18 protein-coding genes are annotated in these 18,454 nt (G+C 60.7%); 12 read left to right on the forward strand and 6 right to left on the reverse strand.

Annotated features, from left to right (window positions below; translation table 11 throughout):
• The first annotated feature begins 250 nt into the window (after positions 1–250).
• Positions 251–1,072 (forward strand): pyruvate, water dikinase regulatory protein, encoded by an 822-nt coding sequence (locus E5678_RS07195; protein ID WP_136177886.1) that lies wholly within the window; start codon positions 251–253, stop codon positions 1,070–1,072.
• 79 nt (positions 1,073–1,151) lie between these two features.
• Here the strand turns inward: E5678_RS07195 and E5678_RS07200 are convergent, their stop codons facing one another.
• The 3 genes from E5678_RS07200 to E5678_RS07210 form a co-directional block, all read right to left on the reverse strand.
• A complete protein-coding gene (locus E5678_RS07200) occupies positions 1,152–1,550 on the reverse strand; it encodes a hypothetical protein (RefSeq protein ID WP_136177887.1) in 399 nt (132 codons plus the stop codon).
• 210 nt (positions 1,551–1,760) lie between these two features.
• On the reverse strand, positions 1,761–3,617 hold the full coding sequence (locus tag E5678_RS07205) for a sodium:solute symporter family protein (protein WP_136177888.1): 1,857 nt from the start codon (positions 3,615–3,617) through the stop codon (positions 1,761–1,763).
• A gap of 15 nt (positions 3,618–3,632) precedes the next feature.
• Positions 3,633–3,893, reverse strand: coding sequence for a DUF4212 domain-containing protein (locus tag E5678_RS07210; protein ID WP_136177889.1), 261 nt, complete (start codon positions 3,891–3,893; stop codon positions 3,633–3,635).
• A gap of 391 nt (positions 3,894–4,284) precedes the next feature.
• On the opposite strand from E5678_RS07210, the gene E5678_RS07215 reads away from it, so the two are divergent.
• Positions 4,285–4,593: a DUF485 domain-containing protein gene (locus tag E5678_RS07215; protein WP_136177890.1), complete on the forward strand. Its 309-nt coding sequence runs from the start codon at positions 4,285–4,287 to the stop codon at positions 4,591–4,593.
• Positions 4,590–6,401: a cation acetate symporter gene (locus E5678_RS07220; protein WP_210732004.1), complete on the forward strand. Its 1,812-nt coding sequence runs from the start codon at positions 4,590–4,592 to the stop codon at positions 6,399–6,401. Before E5678_RS07215 ends, E5678_RS07220 begins: the two co-directional genes overlap by 4 nt.
• 93 nt (positions 6,402–6,494) lie before the next feature.
• Here the strand turns inward: E5678_RS07220 and ahpF are convergent, their stop codons facing one another.
• Both ahpF and ahpC read right to left on the reverse strand, forming a co-directional pair.
• Positions 6,495–8,093, reverse strand: a complete 1,599-nt coding sequence (gene ahpF, locus E5678_RS07225; RefSeq protein ID WP_136177891.1) for an alkyl hydroperoxide reductase subunit F — start codon at positions 8,091–8,093, stop codon at positions 6,495–6,497.
• A 221-nt stretch (positions 8,094–8,314) separates the two neighbouring features.
• Positions 8,315–8,896: an alkyl hydroperoxide reductase subunit C gene (gene ahpC / locus E5678_RS07230; RefSeq protein ID WP_136177892.1), complete on the reverse strand. Its 582-nt coding sequence runs from the start codon at positions 8,894–8,896 to the stop codon at positions 8,315–8,317.
• Between the two features lie 265 nt (positions 8,897–9,161).
• On the opposite strand from ahpC, the gene E5678_RS07235 reads away from it, so the two are divergent.
• The 7 genes from E5678_RS07235 to E5678_RS07265 all read left to right on the forward strand — a co-directional run bounded on the left by E5678_RS07235 (position 9,162) and on the right by E5678_RS07265 (position 16,427).
• A complete protein-coding gene (locus E5678_RS07235; protein WP_136177893.1) occupies positions 9,162–11,438 on the forward strand; it encodes a TonB-dependent siderophore receptor in 2,277 nt (758 codons plus the stop codon).
• A 142-nt stretch (positions 11,439–11,580) separates the two neighbouring features.
• Complete coding sequence (locus E5678_RS07240; protein WP_136177894.1) at positions 11,581–12,273, forward strand: Fe2+-dependent dioxygenase; 693 nt, start codon at positions 11,581–11,583, stop codon at positions 12,271–12,273.
• A gap of 530 nt (positions 12,274–12,803) precedes the next feature.
• Positions 12,804–13,925: an alpha-hydroxy acid oxidase gene (locus E5678_RS07245; RefSeq protein ID WP_136180676.1), complete on the forward strand. Its 1,122-nt coding sequence runs from the start codon at positions 12,804–12,806 to the stop codon at positions 13,923–13,925.
• A 362-nt stretch (positions 13,926–14,287) separates the two neighbouring features.
• Complete coding sequence (locus E5678_RS07250) at positions 14,288–14,965, forward strand: energy transducer TonB (protein ID WP_136177895.1); 678 nt, start codon at positions 14,288–14,290, stop codon at positions 14,963–14,965.
• 46 nt (positions 14,966–15,011) lie between these two features.
• On the forward strand, positions 15,012–15,749 hold the full coding sequence (locus E5678_RS07255) for a MotA/TolQ/ExbB proton channel family protein (protein WP_136177896.1): 738 nt from the start codon (positions 15,012–15,014) through the stop codon (positions 15,747–15,749).
• 4 nt (positions 15,750–15,753) lie between these two features.
• Positions 15,754–16,167 (forward strand): biopolymer transporter ExbD, encoded by a 414-nt coding sequence (locus tag E5678_RS07260; RefSeq protein WP_136177897.1) that lies wholly within the window; start codon positions 15,754–15,756, stop codon positions 16,165–16,167.
• A gap of 47 nt (positions 16,168–16,214) precedes the next feature.
• On the forward strand, positions 16,215–16,427 hold the full coding sequence (locus E5678_RS07265; RefSeq protein ID WP_136177898.1) for a hemin uptake protein HemP: 213 nt from the start codon (positions 16,215–16,217) through the stop codon (positions 16,425–16,427).
• A 189-nt stretch (positions 16,428–16,616) separates the two neighbouring features.
• Here the strand turns inward: E5678_RS07265 and E5678_RS07270 are convergent, their stop codons facing one another.
• Entirely contained in the window at positions 16,617–17,024 is a 408-nt protein-coding gene (locus tag E5678_RS07270) for a heme-binding protein (protein ID WP_136177899.1), read from the reverse strand.
• 255 nt (positions 17,025–17,279) lie between these two features.
• Between E5678_RS07270 and E5678_RS07275 the strand changes: the two genes are divergently transcribed.
• Entirely contained in the window at positions 17,280–17,969 is a 690-nt protein-coding gene (locus tag E5678_RS07275; RefSeq protein WP_136177900.1) for a Bax inhibitor-1 family protein, read from the forward strand.
• Positions 17,970–18,101: 132 nt separating this feature from the next.
• Positions 18,102–18,452, forward strand: a complete 351-nt coding sequence (locus tag E5678_RS07280) for a hypothetical protein (RefSeq protein ID WP_210732005.1) — start codon at positions 18,102–18,104, stop codon at positions 18,450–18,452.
• Positions 18,453–18,454: the final 2 nt, after the last annotated feature.

Consider the following 18,454-nt stretch of genomic DNA (forward strand, 5'->3'; position numbering starts at 1 on the left):
GGATAGACTCCGCTCAAGGTTAAAAAACCGGGGGCTCCATGCGCCAGCGCAAGACCTGTTGTGTTTTTGTGGGTCCGAAACCAGGCGACGGGGCGAAAATCGGAAGTGGCGGCCGCCAGTCAACTGGCCAGGCGCCACAAACCCTTGATTGTAGGTGGCGGCTTGCCCTGAGACCGCAGCTTGGCCAGAATCAACCTGAAAAGCGCAGTCTTCTGCGTTGAACTTCTATAAACCACGAGAATTTCCGCCCATGCCCAACCGCACCGCCTTCTTTGTTTCTGACGGCACAGGCATCACTGCCGAGGCTTTTGGCAATGCCATCCTGGCCCAGTTTGAGGCCCCTGTTCGCCGGATTCGCCTGCCCTTTCTGGACAGCGTGGACAAGGCCCACCAAGCTGTGCGTCAGATCAACCACACCGCCGAGATCGAAGGCAAGCGCCCGCTGGTTTTCACCACAGTGGTGAACATGGATGTGTTGAAGGTCGTCAAGACCCATTGCAACGGCATGGTGCTCGACATGTTTGGCACCTTCGTGGAACCCCTGGAAGCCGAGCTGGGCATCAAGTCCAACCACCGGGTGGGCCGCTTCTCCGACGCGTCCAAGAGCAAGGAATACAACGACCGCATTGAAGCCATCAATTTTTCCTTGATGCACGACGATGGTCAAAGCCACAAGGATTTGCAAGGATCGGATGTGATCTTGGTGGGCGTGAGCCGCAGCGGCAAGACACCCACTTCGCTGTACCTCGCCATGCAGCACGGGCTGAAGGCGTCCAACTACCCGCTGATCCCGGAAGACTTTGATCGACGCAAACTCCCGCCAGCGTTGGTCCCCCATCGCAAAAAGATTTTTGGTTTGACCATTGCACCCGAGCGCCTGAGCGAGATCCGCAACGAGCGCCGCCCCAATTCGCGCTACGCAAGTCTGGAAAATTGCCGCATGGAAGTCAACGAGGCAGAAGCCATGATGCGCCGTGAAAGCATCCGCTGGCTGTCGACCACCACCAAATCAATCGAAGAAATCGCGACCACCATATTGCAAGAGATCCAGCCTGATCGACTGGCCTATTGAAATCGCCCGGTCAAACGGCCAACTGTTGCGCGCCTTTTCTTCAGCACTTCAAGCGTGGTGCGATCGCTTCCCGCTTGGGTCAGGCGCTCTTGTCGGCCTCAGCGGCCGGACTGTTTGCTTTGCCCTTGCGTTTGCCAGGGCCCAGGCCATGGGCTTGGCGACCCAGAACAAACGAAAAAAGCAACTTTATCCACAGCGTGACGCCCGCGATGGCAATCCAGTCCTCCGACTTGAGCGCTTGAAAACCCAGCACCGCGATCAAAACGCCCAACATCACCACGCCACCGACGAGGTTGATGACCATCTCGTAGGGGGCGTACTTTTCAGCGTTGGGCGGGGGTGCGCCCTTTTTCAACGCCACTTCGGAAAAATCACGTTTCACCAGAATCCGATAGGCCCGCCGCAGCCAGAAAAATGACACCGGAAAAAGGGCGAGCAAAAAAATCCAGTTGAAGATAAATACGCTGGGGAGCTGCATCCTGAAGATCCTAGGGTTTGATGGAGTGCTAAACACTGTGCACAAACGCCCTGTGTGGGCGACTGTGCGCAATGCTCTGGACTCTTGAAAGCGAGGCTTTCTCTATTGTGCGCCAGAGCACATGGGTGAAAAACAAAGCCCCGCCAGAGAACTGACGGGGCTTTGGTGAACATCACACCGGCCCGAAAGCCAGTGAGATGTCAATCAAGCTCAGTGACCTCCGGAGACCATTCCCGCACCCTTAGGCACGCGAACCGACTCCACCAGCTCCTGGATGTGCTTGGGCACAGGTGCACCCATCTTGCTCACCAAGTAAGCCACCGCAAAGTTGACGATCGCGCCAACGGTACCAAAGGCTTCGGGCGCAATGCCGAAGAAGCCGTTGACACCACCGACCATGTCGACAAAGTCCGTACCCTTGACGAAGAACAGGCCCTTGTGTGCGAACACATAGAACAGCGTCACGAAGAGGCCCGACAACATACCGGCGATAGCGCCTTTGTCCGACACGGTCTTGCTGAAAATACCCATCATCAACGCAGGGAAGATGGTGGAGGCAGCAATACCGAAGGCCAGTGCCACTGTACCGGCAGCGAAGCCGGGTGGGTTCAGGCCAAGGTAGCCCGCGACGAAAACCGCCACACCCATCGAGATCTTGCCAGCCATCAGCTCGTTCTTTTCGCTGATGTTGGGGTTGATAGCGCCCTTGATCAGGTCATGGGAAATAGCCGATGAAATGGCCAACAACAAACCAGCCGCGGTTGACAGCGCAGCGGCCAAGCCACCTGCAGCCACCAAGGCGATCACCCAGTTGGGCAACGTGGCGATTTCCGGGTTGGCCAACACGATGATGTCGGCGTTCACGGTCAGCTCATTGCCCTTCCAGCCAGCCGCTTCGGCCTTGCCGATGGCAGCTTCGTTCTTGGACTTGTCGTTGTAGTACTGGACACGACCATCGCCGTTTTTGTCTTCCCACTTCAACAGACCGGTCTTTTCCCAGCGCTTCATCCACTCAGGACGCTGCTCATAAACCAAACTGGCTTCGGTGGCGTACAGATCGCCATTGGCTTTCACCGCGTCGGGATTCACGCGCAATTGACCCGCAGGGCCGGTGATCAACCCCACAGCGGAGTTCATGGTGCCATGCAGGTTCAGCTTGGCCATGGCGCCCACAGCAGGTGCCGTGGTGTACAGCAAAGCGATGAACACCAGCGCCCAGCCAGCGGAAGAGCGGGCATCGGCCACTTTTGGCACCGTGAAGAAGCGCACGATCACGTGGGGCAGACCGGCGGTACCGATCATCAGCGACACGGTGTAGAAGAACATGTTCAGCATGCTTCCGTTGGCCGTGGTCGTGTATTCACTGAAACCAAGCTCCGTCACCACTTGGTCAAGCTTGTTCAGCAAGGAAACATCGGTGCCAGCCATGTTGGCGCCCAGACCCACCTGTGGCAGGAAACTGTCGGTCAGGTTCATGGAGATGAAGAACGCCGGCACGAGGTAGGCAGCGATCAACACGCAGTACTGAGCGACTTGGGTGTAGGTAATGCCTTTCATGCCGCCGAACACGGCGTACATGAACACGATGGCCATACCGATGTAAATGCCCTGGTCACTGGTCACGCCCAAGAAGCGTGCAAACGTCACGCCCACACCGGTCATCTGACCAATGATGTAGGTGAGCGACGCCACCAACAAGCACAACACGCCAACGTTACGGGCGGTCTTCGAATAGAAGCGATCGCCAATGAACTCAGGCACAGTGAACTTGCCGAATTTGCGCAGGTACGGCGCCAGCAGCATGGCCAGCAACACGTAACCGCCGGTCCAGCCCATCAGGAACACGGCGCCGCCGTAGCCCAGGTTGGCGATCAGGCCCGCCATGGAAATGAACGAAGCCGCAGACATCCAGTCAGCAGCTGTGGCCATTCCGTTGGCGATGGGGTGCACCCCGCCGCCGGCAACGTAAAACTCGGACGTGCTGCCCGCGCGCGCCCAATAGGCAATGCCGAGATAGAGCGCAAAGCTCAATCCGACAAAGATGTAAATAGTGGTTTGAAGTTCCATGGTGCGTCCTTGTGATCAGTCTTCTTGCATGCCGAACTTGCGGTCGATCTTGCCCATCTGGCTGGCGTACCAGAAGATGAGCGCGATGAACACGTAGATGGAGCCTTGCTGGGCGAACCAGAAGCCCAGCGGATAGCCGCCCAAATGGAAGTTATTGAGTGCCCCTGCGAACAGGATGCCAGCACCATAAGAAACCAGGAACCAGATGACCAGCACCTTGGTCAGGAGACCCAAGGTGGCCGACCAATAGGCCTTTGCATTGTTGTCAGTTGCCATGAATGTCATCTCCTCATATTGATTGCGATGTGCCCAGACGGGGGTTGGCCGTCACGTTGTGTGTGCGAAAAACCGGGCACGACGCACCCGCTCTTAGCACTCCGAAAGGGACTTTGTTCACGATTCCTTACGTCAAAGTTTCTTAGCCTTCGCTTAAGGGCGATACCGAGGGTAAGTCCTTACAAAACAAGCAAAACGCCCTGAAACTTTCGTTGTTTTCATAGAGGAAACGCCGGGTTTTCAGGGGTGGAAGAAAAGCGCAATTTCACTTAAGGAACCTTAAATAACAGTTGCGTTTTCAACACCCGCTTTCGAGCGGTCAGATTTGGTCAGAGATCGGTAAGAACGGCTTCTGAAACTGCTCAGGTCTAAACCCATAAAAGGAGATGTCATGGAAGACGAACTGGTCCAGAAAATTCTGAAAAACCCGAAATACCACGAACTTAAAAACAAGCGCTCAAAGTTCGGATGGTGGCTCACGCTGGCGATGATGGTCGTGTACTACGGCTTCATCACCCTGGTGGCTTTTGACAAAGCCCTCCTGGCCACGCCGCTGGGCGCAGGCGTCATGACACTGGGTATTCCAGTGGGCTTCGGTGTGATCGTGTTCACCATCATCATCACAGCGATTTACGTGAGACGCGCCAACACCGAGTTCGATGAACTCTCCAACGAAATCACCAAGGCAGCGTACAAATGAACCAACCCTTTATGCGCCGCGCCTTGACGCTGCTGGCGCTTTTTGCCACCTCCGCCGCAGTCTGGGCGGCCGGTGCCGACCTGGGCCAAGCTGAAAAGCAGCCCACCAACTGGACCGCCATCGCCATGTTTGGCGCGTTTGTGCTGTTCACCCTGTTCATCACAAAATGGGCGGCAGCCAAAACCAAATCGGCATCCGACTTCTACACCGCAGGCGGCGGCATCACCGGCTTCCAAAACGGCTTGGCCATCGCGGGCGACTACATGTCGGCCGCTTCATTCCTGGGTATTTCTGCGGCCGTGATGGCCAGTGGATTTGATGGACTGATCTACTCGATCGGTTTCCTGGTGGGCTGGCCCGTCATCACCTTTCTGATGGCGGAGCGCCTGCGCAACCTGGGCAAGTTCACCTTCGCCGATGTGGCCGCATTCCGCTTTGAACAGACGCCCGTTCGCATCTTTGCGGCTTCTGGCACACTGGTCGTGGTGGCGTTCTACCTGATCGCCCAGATGGTGGGCGCTGGTCAGTTGATCAAGTTGCTGTTCGGTCTGGACTACTACATCGCCGTGATCATTGTGGGCGCGTTGATGATGGTCTATGTGTTGTTCGGCGGAATGACCGCCACGACCTGGGTGCAGATCATCAAAGCCTGTCTTTTGCTCTCTGGTGCGTCATTCATGGCCTTCATGGTGCTCTGGCACTTCGGTTTCAGTCCTGAAGCGATGTTCGCCAAAGCGGTCGAAATCAAGGCGCAATTGGGAGGCGCCGCCAGAGACACGGCGATTGCTGCGGCCACCGCAGCCAGCGCTGTGGCAGCCGACCCCGACGCTGTTGCCAAGGCCGCCGCCGACCTGACCACCGCCAATGCCATGCCCGATGCAGCCAAGGCCGGCATTTCTATCATGGGCCCAGGCAACTTCGTGAAAGACCCCATCTCCGCCATCAGCTTCGGCATGGCACTGATGTTCGGTACCGCTGGCCTGCCGCACATCCTGATGCGCTTCTTCACGGTGCCCAGCGCCAAGGAAGCCCGCAAATCCGTGATGTGGGCCACCGGCTGGATCGGCTATTTCTACCTGCTGACTTTCATCATCGGTTTCGGCGCCATCACCTTCGTGTTGACCAACCCCGGCTTCCTCGATGCCAAGGGCGGTCTGATGGGCGGCAACAACATGGCGGCGGTTCACCTGGCCAACGCCGTGGGCGGCAACGTGTTCCTGGGCTTTATCTCGGCAGTGGCATTCGCAACCATCCTCGCGGTGGTGGCGGGCTTGACGCTGTCGGGTGCCTCGGCCGTGTCACACGATATCTACGCTACCGTGATGAAGAAGGGCAAGGCCGATTCGGCATCCGAACTGCGCGTGTCGAAAATCACCACGATATGCCTCGGCATCGTCGCGGTGGTGCTGGGCATCGCCTTTGAGAAGCAGAACATCGCCTTCATGGTGTCCTTGGCTTTCGCCATTGCAGCTTCAGCGAACTTCCCCGTGTTGTTCATGAGCGTGCTGTGGAAAGACTGCACCACCAAAGGCGCGGTGATCGGCGGCTTCTTGGGCTTGATCTCATCCGTGGCTTTGACCATCGTGTCGCCGTCGGTCTGGGAAGCCACTTTGGGTCACCCCAAAGGTTCGGCCTGGTTCCCCTACACCTCGCCCGCCCTGTTCTCCATGACCATTGGCTTTGTGGGCATCTGGCTGTTCTCCATCTTGGACAACAGTGCCCGAGCCAAGATTGACCGTGCCGGCTTCATTGCACAGCAGGTGCGCTCGGAAACGGGCATCGGCGCATCGGGTGCATCCGGCCACTGACCCAGGTTCTTAACAAAACCGCGGCGGGCAAAGACTGACCGCCAAGAAAAAGGAGGGCCTCGGCCCTCCTTTTTCTGTTGCGCAAACCGCATCTCAACCCACGGATTCCGACACCTCGCTTGCCACAGGCGTCACGACGGGCAGGCGAATCAGGTGGTCAAACGCGCTGAGGGCTGCTTTGGAGCCCTCTCCCGCAGCGATCACGATCTGCTTGTAAGGCACGGTGGTGCAATCACCCGCCGCGAACACACCGGGCACATTGGTGTGACCCTTGGCGTCGACCTCGATCTCACCAAAACGGCTCAGCGCCACATCACCCTCGAGCCATTCGGTGTTGGGCACCAGCCCGATCTGAACGAATACACCTTCCAGCTCGACCAGCTGCTCGACGCCACTCAAACGGTCCTTGTAGCGCAAGCCGTTCACCTTGCCATGGGCACCCATGATTTCGGTGGTCTGTGCGTTCACATGGATGGCGACGTTCGGCAAGCTCTTGAGTTTGCTCACCAGAACCGCATCGGCCTTCAGTGCGTCGGCAAATTCCACCAAGGTTACCTGGGCCACGATGCCGGCCAGATCAATCGCCGCCTCGACACCCGAGTTGCCGCCGCCGATCACCGCCACGCGTTTGCCCTTGAACAGCGGGCCGTCGCAATGGGGGCAATAGGCCACACCCTTGTTCTTGTATTCCTGCTCGCCGGGTACGTTGACATTCCTCCAGCGCGCGCCGGTTGAAAGGATCACGCTCTTGCTCTTGAGCGACCCGCCGTTCGCCAGCTGCACCTCGATGAACCCCCCCGGCTCGCTGGCCGGAATCAATTTGTCTGCCCGCTGCAGGTTCATGATGTCCACGTCGTAGTGGCGCACCTGCGCCTCCAGCGCTGCCGCGAACTTCGGGCCGTCCGTTTCCTGCACGCTGATGTAGTTTTCGATGGCCATGGTGTCGTTCACCTGCCCCCCGAAACGCTCAGCGGCCACACCCACCCGGATACCTTTGCGAGCGGCATAGACCGCCGCAGCGGCACCGGCTGGGCCACCGCCCACGATCAGCACATCAAACGGATCTTTCTGGTTGAGCTTGGCGGCTTCACGCTCATCGGACTTCACATCCAGCTTGGCCACCATCTCTTCCAGCAGCATGCGGCCCGACCCGAACACCTCGTCGTTGCGGTACACCAGCGGCACGGCCAGCACCTGACGGCGCTCGACCTCTTCCTGGAACAGGCCACCATCGATCACCACAGTCTGGATATTCGGGTTCAAGATGGCCATCAAGCTCGCCGCCTGCACCACGTCGGGACAGTTGTGGCAGGACAGGCTCATGTACACCTCGAAGCGGTGCTCACCGTTCAGCGCCCTGATCTGCTCAATCACCTCAGGCTCGACCTTGGGTGGGTGCCCACCCGTCCACAGCAAGGCCAGCACCAGCGATGTGAATTCGTGGCCCAGCGGAATTGCCGCGAAACGAACACCGGTGCTCTCGCCTTCGCGGGCGATCACAAACGAGGGCTTGCGGCCATCCGAGCCCGACTCGTCAACAGTCACTTTGTCCGACAAGGCGGCGATCTCGCCCAGCAATTCCCGCATCTCAGCCGCCTTGGCGCTGCCGTCGAGCGAAGCGATCAGGCAAATGGGCTGGCGGAGCATCGCCAGGTAGGTGGAAAGCTGGCCTGTGAGGGTGACGTCAAGCATGGTGATCTCCTTCAAAATCGGTCAAAAATGGGCGCACTGAACCAGTGCCGCTGGTGCATGGGCCTTTTTTGGAAAGCCCATGGGTCTGCGGTACAAGTACCAACCTGTGTAAGAGCCGGAGCGAGGTGCCCCAACCCAGAACGCCGCGGGTCTGGCTCTGCCAGTCCGCCAGCGTTGCCCCCTTGAGGGGGTGACGCGCCGCCGGGTGCGGCGCGGGGGGGTCAGATCTTGCCGACGAGGTCCAAAGAAGGCGTCAGCGTCTTTTCGCCCTCGTTCCACTTGGCAGGGCACACCTGGCCTGGGTTCTTGGCCACGTACTGAGCGGCTTTGAGCTTGCGCAGGGTTTCCTTCACGTCGCGGGCGATGGCGTTGTCGTGCACTTCCATCGTCTTGATTTCGCCTTCGGGGTTGATGATGAAGGTGCCGCGCAGCGCCAAACCTTCTTCTTCAATGTGCACGCCAAAACCGCGGGTCAGTTGGTGGGTCGGGTCACCGATCATGGGGAACTTGGCCTTGCCCACGGCGGGCGAGGTCTCATGCCAAACCTTGTGCGAGAAGTGGGTGTCGGTGGTCACGATGTAAACCTCGGCACCGGCCTTCTGGAACTCGGCGTAGTTGTCGGCTGCGTCTTCCACTTCGGTGGGGCAGTTGAAGGTGAAAGCGGCGGGCATGAAAATCAACACCGACCACTTGCCTTGCAAGTCTTTGTCGGTGACTTCGATGAATTTGCCTTGCTGAAACGCTTGGGCCTTGAACGGCTGGACCTTGGTGTTGATGAGCGAGAGCGCGTTGATGATCGACATATTCTTCCTTGTAGAGAGCGGTTGATAAATGCGTTTGCGCTGTTTTGTGCATCGCAACAGGATTAATCATAGCGCAGAACTATCGATTACCCACATTGATAGTCCCTATGCCGTCGATAGTTTTTTACTGGTGCACCGCACAAAGCGTTGCAATCCCACCAACATCATTGCGAATCGTTCGCATTTCGATTAAGATTATCCTCTCAGCCAGCCACGGTGCCTCGACATTGCAGCCAGCCAACAACCTCCTTGCTCAGCTGCCCCCATGTCCAAACGCCTTCCTGCGGCGCCCCGCCGCGCTGCCGTCCGTCCCCGGATCGATGCCTCTCTGAATCACCCTGCCTTGCTCCCTCTGGGCGCGCTCTTATTGGCCGGATCGATCAACGCCCATGCTCAAAGCCCCACACCAGGCGCTGCGCCAGCAACTGCTGGCACTTTGCCCACGGTGTTTGTGCGGGAAAAGGCCGAAGCACCCGAGGGCAAAGACGCCCTTCGCGCCACCGACACGCAAATCGGCAAAGGCAACCAAAAATTGCGCGACATCCCGCAATCGGTCACCGTGGTCACCGAGAAACTCATCGATGACCGCAACCTCGACACGCTCAAGGCGGTGCTGAAGAACACCGGCGGCATCAGCTTCCTGGCGGCCGAAGGCGGCGAAGAAGACATCAAACTGCGCGGCTTCAGTCTGCAGGCCACAGGCGACGTGTTTGTCGACGGCCTGCGCGACCCCGCTTTTTATGACCGCGACACTTTCAATCTGGACCGGGTCGAACTTCTGCGGGGCTCTGCTTCCATGTTGTTTGGCCGTGGCTCCACCGGCGGCGCAGTCAACATGGTCAACAGGGTGCCGCGCCTGATTGACGAAAACCAGGTTGATCTCACACTGGGCAGCCACGCCTACAAGCGAGCGGTGGGAGACTTCAACATCAAGACAGGCGACAGCGCAGCTCTTCGCCTGGGGGCCATGGTCACCAAGGCCGACAACAACGGCGCCGGCAGCAGCATCGACAAAAGCGGCATCTCAGCGGACTACCGATGGGGCATCGGCGAACGAGACGAGTTCTCCGCCAGCGTGTACCACCTCGACAACAACAACGGCATCAACTACGGCCTGCCTTGGATCAAACCCACCGTCGGTTCGGGTGCCAGTGCGACCACGCTGTTGCCACTCGACCCCGATGCCGCCTACGGCATGGGCAGCGACTACAGCGATGGCTCGGCCAGCACGCTCACGTTAAGCCACATCCACCGCTTTGACAACGAGAACAGCCTCACCACCAAAGTTCGGCGTGGCGCTTACACCCGAGACCAGCGCTCGGGCGCGGTGCGGCTGTGCACCAGTGGTCTGAGCCGCCAGACAGGCTTGCCCACCAACACCGACTGCCCGAGCTCGGTGGCGTTGGATACCTTCGGCCCCAATACCGTGCTCACCCGGGGCAATCACACGAAGGTGCAGGATCTGGACACGGTGTATGCCCAAAGCGATTTCAGCGGCAAATTCGAAGCACTGGGTCTGCGCCACGAACTGCAGGCGGGTGTCGATGCGGCGCGGGAAGAGAAGATCGTTTTCGCGGCCTCTTCCGTGTCCAAGCCAAGAACCGAAGCAGGTACACCCAACGACGGGGCGTGGATCGACGAAGGGGCACGCACCCTGACCACCAACAGCCAATACCTGTCACAAGGCTACGGCGCTTATGTGCAGGATCTGGTGCAGATCGCACCGATGTGGAAGCTGCTGGCCGGCCTGCGATACGACAACCTCACGGGCGCCTACGACAGCTTCTCCAGCAACAACCCCGGAAGCTACAAAATGAACGTTTCGGAGTGGAGCCAGCGCGCAGGCGTGTTGCTCCAGCCCAGCGCACGCCAGTCGTACCATTTCTCGGCCGCTACGTCGTTCAACACCTCAGGCGACGCCTACTCGCTCAGCGCAGACAACGTGGATGTGCCGCCAGAGCAGGCCATCAACCTCGAAATCGGTGCCAAGCTCGACTCGGCCGACGGCAATTTCACCACCCGCCTGGCCGTTTTCCGCTCCACCAAGCTGCACGAACGCAACACCGATCCCGATGTCAATTTGGTGACCCTGTCGGGCAAGCGCCATGTGGCCGGCTTCGAGACCGACATCACGGGCCGCATCACGCCGCAGTGGGAAGTTTACGGCTCCTATGTGTGGATGCCCGTCGCCAATATCGACATCGGTGTACCAGGCTCAGAAGGCCAAGGCACCCGCCCCTCGCTCACACCTGAGCACTCGGGCACGGTGTGGAGCACCTACAAGTTGACCCCTCGCTTTCGGGTAGGCGCAGGCCTGAATTTCCGCGGCAAGCAGTCGCCTAACCGCAACCCGGGCTGGGAGGCAGACGCCTACGTCACGGGCGACCTGATGGCGGAGTACACCTTTGATTTCGATCGAATCGCACTCAAAGCCAATCTCACCAACGTGACCAACAAGCTCTACGCCGACCAGCTCTACACCGGACACTACATCCCCGGCGCGGGTCGCACGTTGCAAGTCACGGCGAGCTTGAAATTCTGATGCTTTCGGCGTCTCGTTCCTGAGGGAAAAAAGGGCCCATCTCACCACCTGGCGAGAAAGGTCCCTTTTTCCCCTATTCATTCGTTCACTCATTCACGAACTCCTGGGCACAGGGCGCTCCTTGCGCCGCCTCCGACGATCCATGCTCCTCAACCTCCCCGACATCCTGTCGCTATCCGAAGTGCAACAGGCACAACAGCTGATGCAAAGTGCGCCATGGGGCAACGGGACCGAGAGCGCGGGTCGGCAGGCGCGAGCCGTCAAGAACAACCAGCAGCTGCCCCACGACTGCGAAGCAGCCCTGGCCATTCGAACGCTGGTGTTGAACGGTCTGAACCGCTCTCCCATATTCTTCAGTGCAGCCTTGCCGCTGCGCATCTTCACACCACGGGTCAACCGCTACGGCGACGATACAAACGCTTATGGCCCACACGTCGACAACGCCATCCGGCTCAAAGCGGGCGAAGCTGGCCAAACCGACTATGTGCGCACCGACATTTCGTGCACCGTGTTCCTGAACGAACCCGATGATTACGATGGCGGTGAGCTCAACGTGAGCGACACCTATGGCACCCAAGCCATCAAGTTGCCGGCCGGACATGCCGTTCTGTACCCCGGCACCAGCTTGCACGAGGTGACCCCGGTCAGCCGAGGCCACCGCCTGGCCTGCTTCTTCTGGGTGCAAAGCATGGTGCGCAGCGATGAACAGCGCCGCCTTTTGTACGACCTCGATATGAACCTGCTCGCGCTGCGCAGCCAGCATGGCGAAACGCCTGAGACCACGGCCATCACCGGCACGTATCACAACCTGTTGCGCATGTGGGCGAGTACATGAGCCCCCACGCTCCACCGCTGCGCGGGTCGCTGCCCCCCAAGGGGGCTGATCCGGCTTGGGGCGGCCCTGCGCCGGATCGCTTGAGCCCCAACCCTGCACCACTGCGCGGGTCGCTGCCCCCCGAGGGGGCCGATCCGGCTTGGGGCGGCCCTGCGCCGGATCGCTTGAGCCCCTACCCTGCACCACTGCGCGGGTCGCTGCCCCCCGAGGGGGCTGATTCGGCTTGGGGCGGCCCTGCGCCGGATCACTTGAGCCCCTACCCTGCACCACTGCGCGGGTCGCTGCCCCCCGAGGGGGCCGATCCGGCTTGGGGCGGCCCTGCGCCGGATCGCTTGAGCCCCTACCCTGCACCACTGCGCGGGTCGCTGCCCCCCGAGGGGGCCGATCCGGCTTGGGGCGGCCCTGCGCCGGATCGCTTGAGCCCCTACCCTCCACCGCTGCGCGGGTCGCTGCCCCCTGAGGGGGCTGATCCGGTTTGGGGCGACCCTGCGCCGGATCGCTTGAGCCCCCACACGCCGCCGCTGCGCACGATGCTGCCAGACGGCGTGGTCACTCTGGCCGACCACGAGGACAGGGTCAACACCGTGTTGTCGCCACAAACGCTGGCCTACTTCAACGGTGGGGCAGCGGACGAAATCACCCTGCGAGACAACATGCGGGCCTGGCAACGCATTCCCCTGCGCCCCCGCGTGCTGCGCTCGGTAGCCGGGGGCCACACCCGCGTCTCCCTGCTCGGGCGCAGCCTGGCTCACCCTATCCTGGTCGCTCCCATGGCGTATCAGCGCCTCGCACACCCGCATGCAGAACAAGCCACAGCATTGGCCGCGGCGGTTTTGGGCGCCGGCATGGTGCTCAGCACCCAGGCCACCACCCTGCTGGAAGACGTCGCCCAACTCGTGCTGACTGAGCCCAGCCGAGGGCCTCTGTGGTTCCAGCTTTACATGCTGCCCGACCGGGCTTTTGTACGCAAACTGATACAGCGCGTGGAGACCGCTGGCTACGAAGCCTTGGTGCTCACCGTGGATGCGCCCGTTCAAGGCGCCCGCGAGCGGGAGCGTCGCACCGGGTACCGGCGACCGCCAGAGCTTGCTGCGGTCAACCTCGCGGGTCGCGTGGCGCCCCGCCCTCGTGAGCTCCAGGCAGGGCAAAGCCGGCTGTTTGACGATCTCATGACCCATGCCCCCTCCTGGGAAGACGTGACATGGTTGCGCTCCATCACCCACCTGCCCGTCATCCTCAAAGGCATCACCCACCCGCTCGACGCCCAACAAGCCGTGGCCTGTGGCGCAGTCGGGGTGATTGTCTCCAACCATGGCGGGCGCACACTGGACACCATGCCCGCCACCGCCCACCTGCTGCCGGCGGTGCTGCAAGCCGTGGGTTCAGAGGTTCCCGTTCTGGTTGATGGTGGCATCCGGCGTGGTACCGATGTGCTCAAGGCCATGGCCCTTGGCGCGAGCGCGGTGCTGGTTGGACGCCCCGTCCTCCACGGCCTGGCGAATGCGGGCGCGACGGGCGTTGCCCATGTGCTCCGGCTGTTGCGTGACGAGCTGGAGATCGCCATGGCGTTGTGTGGTTGCCGTTCACTGGACGAAGCGGCCACCCTCGGCATCGTGGATTCCACTTGGCCAACTCGCGCTCACACGCTTTGAAGGAACCGGATGTCCACACTGGATTTTTTGTGCAAACAGTCTAAGTTTATTCAAATACGAATCATTTGCATTTATAATGATCCATCACGATGTAACAGCAACCATCCCTCAGGAATACACACCCATGATCCTTAGTCTGAGCGTTCTGGCGGGCAGCTTCACCTTCGTTGGCGTGGCCGCCTGGTGGGTCTTCAAGCGATGAGTTGGGCGTTGTGCCCTACTTTGCGACTTTTCCCCGGCATCCCAGCCTGAAACGCCTCAGCCTCGCTGCCGCAGCCCGCCACTAAACTATGATTTCTGCCCGCGCCAGCCTCAACTTGCCACCCGAAGCCGCCCTCCTGACGCCGAGCAATCCATCGAACATGAAACGACCCGTTTTGATCGTGGCCAGCGTGGTCACCTTTCATGCGATCGCCCTGTGGGCCTTGCAAGCCGGATTCGTGCGCCGTGCGGTAGAACAGGTGGTGCCTGTGGAAGTCCTGGTCGAGTTCATTGAGCTGCCGCAGCCCCAGATAGCACCGGCGCCCGAGCCAGTGCCGGAACCGCAGCAGCCCGCCCCGACCCCGGCGGCTCAGCCCAAGCCAAGGCCCACGCCTAAACCGGTGCCCAGGCCGGCGGTCGAACCGGTTCCGATACCAACGCTCAGCCCACCAGCCACCGAAAGCGAGGCACCCTCTCTGGCTCCGGCGGTGAGCGCACCTGTGGACGCCAAGCCGGTCAAACCAGCGGCGCCCCCTGCGCCACCAGCTCCGCCCAGAGTCGTGCTGCCATCCAGCAACGCAAGCTTCCTGAACAACGCCCCACCGCCCTATCCTCCACTGTCCAACCGCCTGAGAGAACAAGGCCGCGTGGTGATCCTTGCGCTGATTGCGGTCGATGGAACTGCCGGCCAGGCCAGCATCAAGACGTCCAGCGGTTACTACCGGCTCGATCAAGCGGCCTTACAAGCCACGCTCCGGTGGCGCTACGTGCCCGGCAAGCGCGACGGTGTTCCTGAGGCTATGTGGTTCAGCATTCCGATCGACTTCGGGCTCGACTAAAGCGCACCCCTTTTTCCATCCATTCCTTCTAGAGACCCCCAAGCCCATGGAACCCCACATCGCCACCTCTGGCCTCGCCCACGTCTGGACCCAGGGCGACGCCGTCACCCGCACCGTCGCCCTGGTCCTGCTGCTCATGTCCTTGGCCACCTGGATCATCATCCTGTGGAAATTCCTCGATCAGCGTGGCCACCGCCGGCAAGCCAAAGCGTGTGAGAGCTTCTGGCACAGCGCCGATTTCGCCGAAGGAGTGGACAAGCTCGGCAACCAGGATGGCAACCCCTTCCGGGCCCTCGCCACCGAAGGCCGCGAGGCGACCCGCCACATCCTGCACAGGGATGGCAAAAGCGGCACCCAACTGCACGATGCACTCGATGTGAGCGACTGGGTCGAGCGCTCTTTGCGCAACAGCCTGGACGATTTCACGGCGCGGGCCCAAAGCGGCCTGACCATGCTCGCATCCATCGCCTCCACAGCGCCATTTGTGGGTCTGTTCGGCACCGTCTGGGGCATCTACCACGCGTTGCTCGGCATTGGCGCCGCAGGCCAGGTCAGCATCGACCAAGTGGCGGGGCCTATCGGCGAGGCCTTGATCATGACGGCGTTGGGCCTGCTCGTGGCCATCCCTGCCGTGCTCGGCTACAACGCCCTGGTGCGCGGCAACAAAGGCATCACACACCGGCTCAACCGCTTTGGCAACGACCTCCACGCCTACTTTGTCACCGGCGCCCGGGTGACCGTGGGCAGCGACGACGGCAAGGTGCTCCCCATGAAGCGAGGCTGACACCATGGCCATCGGAACCCAGGACGACAGCGACCAGATGCTCAGCGAGATCAACATGATCCCGTTCATCGACGTCATGCTGGTGCTGCTCATCATCTTCATCATCACTGTGCCGGTGATCAACCACGCGGTCAAAGTCGACCTGCCTCAAGCCAGCCACCAAAAGGCGATTGACAAGCCCGAAAACGTCCGGCTCACGGTCGATGCAGGCGGCGAGTACTTCTGGAACGATGTCCCGGTGGCCGATGCCGAGCTCGAGCAATACCTGCTCAGCGCGGCCGCGCAGACGACGCAGCCCGAGCTGCACATCAGGGCCGACAAAGACGTTCGCTACGAGCGTGTGGCTCTGGCCATGGCCGCAGCGCAGCGAGCCGGCCTGAGCAGGATCGGGTTCATCACCCAACCCAAAGCCCCCTGATCCAACCCGATCCGGTACGACCCCATCCGACCTGCCAGGACCCGCCCATGAACAGCCCACCCGACCGAGCGACGACGCCCGACACCCCATCAAACGCCAACGACAAATCCCCTGCGGGCGTCGCTGCCCCGCCCAAGGCCGCCCATCGCATTCAGAGCCATGAAGTCATGCGCGGGCAAAGCGCCGTGGCTATCGAACACAACGGCAACGTTTACCGCCTGCAAACCACCCGTCAGGGCAAGCTTATCCTGACCAAGTAGGTACAACCCAGGCCATACACCCCCCGTTTTTTCATCGTGGGGCGACCCGAGGTGCAGACCGCACTTCGGATCCGCTTTTGGACCAGCCATCGAGTACACCTCCCCTAGCCAGTCTTTTTTTTCACGATCACTGACCAAAAAAAAGGGCCGCTGACAGCGGCCCTTTTTCGGCTCATGGCCTGAACGGGTTCAGAGGCCAACAGCAGCAATGCCCGCGCGCGCAATCTGAGCGTCTTCCGACGACTTGACGCCGCTCACGCCCACAGCACCCAGGCACTGGCCATCTTTCATGATGGCAACGCCACCCTCCAGCAAGCCCGACACAGCCGGTGCACTGAGGAACGATGTGCGCCCCTGATTCACCAGATCTTCGTAGAACTTGCTGTCTTTGCGGCTCAAAGCGGCCGTATGGGCCTTGGCCGGGGCGATGTGCGCAGACAAAGCAGCAGCGCCATCCAGCCGCTGCAACCACAACAGGTGGCCGCCATCGTCCACAATCGCGATCGTCACCGCCCACTGGTTCTTCAGGGCCTCGGCCTCGGCCGCAGCCGCGATTTGTTTGACGTCAGCGAATTCGAGTACAGCCTTGTTTTTCATGAACTTTTTCCCATTCTCCGGATCACATGACCGGGTGCACGGCCAGCCACATCGGCCCGCCAACCCGGCAACCTTAACCCATTCATTCCCGGCATTGAAGTCACAAGTCGATTGACTTGCGTTGAAGTGCCGGGGAATTCCGTCCAGGGTTGAATTTGCCCCCTCAGGCCGCACCTGAAGTCCATGCCTTCTACAATGGGTGCAGCTCGGCCTTCCGGCCGATCGATGAATTGCTACACGTTCAAGGAGACCCTTATGAACCAACCCCTTTCTTCCGGCCGCTTCGGCTCCGCCGTCTCCAGCGCCGGCGAGCGCAACAAGGTGATGCGCAACACCTACTGGCTGCTGGCCCTGTCCATGCTGCCCACAGTGCTCGGTGCCTGGATCGGTGTCGCCACCGGCATCACCGCAGGCCTCGGCGGCGGCATGGGCCTGATCGTGTTTCTGGGCGGCGCCTTTGGCTTCATGTACGCCATCGAGAAAACGAAGAACTCTGCGGCCGGCGTCCCCGTGCTGCTGGCCTTCACCTTCTTCATGGGCCTGATGCTGTCCCGCATGCTGGCGGCCGTGCTCGGTTTCAGCAATGGTGCGAGCCTGATCATGACGGCCTTTGGCGGCACAGCCGGCGTGTTCTTCGTCATGGCCAACCTGTCAACCATCATCAAGCGAGACCTCTCCGGCATGAGCAAGTGGTTGTTCGCCGGTGCCTTGGCCATCATGTTTGGCGCCATCATCAACGTGTTCGTGGGCAGCACCATGGGCATGGCCGTGATCGCCACCCTGGCCATCGCCGTGTTCAGCATGTACCTGCTGTACGACCTCAAGCGCATTGTCGATGGCGGCGAAACCAACTACATCACCGCAACCCTGGGCCTGTACCTCAGCCTGTTCAACATCTTCCAGAGCCTGCTGGCCCTGCTGGGCATCTTTGGCGGCGACGACTGATCGCTCGGAACAGCGACACCCCAAAAGGGCCTTCGGGCCCTTTTTTTCGGCTTGTCGCCAGCAACCGGCTGGAGAACGGCCTCAAGCTGATGGCCAATCTGCCGAAACAAGGTACATACCGGACACCACTCCATGCGACACACTGCCCTCACCACCTGCTTGCTCCTGGCCGCCACGGCACTGGCCGGCTGTGATGCCCTGGGCATCGAAACCGCGCCCCAGGTAGCCGCCAAAAAAGATGCCGAGGCCCACGCCATTGGCAGCGGTTGTCGGCACGCGGTGCGCAGCATCGAAGCCTGTTTCCAGACCAACCCAAAAGCGACCAAGGCCGCCATGTTCAGTGGTTGGAAGGAAATGGATCAATACATGCGTGACAACGAAATCCTGGGAATGCCTTCCGAGACGGGGTCGACCGCGTCAGATCCACCCGCCACGCCGGCTGACGAAGCTGACGGCCACGGCCAGAAAGCGCACAAGTCCTGACG

The sequence above is a fragment of the Hydrogenophaga sp. PAMC20947 genome (genome assembly GCF_004795855.1).
Taxonomy (GTDB): domain Bacteria; phylum Pseudomonadota; class Gammaproteobacteria; order Burkholderiales; family Burkholderiaceae_C; genus Hydrogenophaga.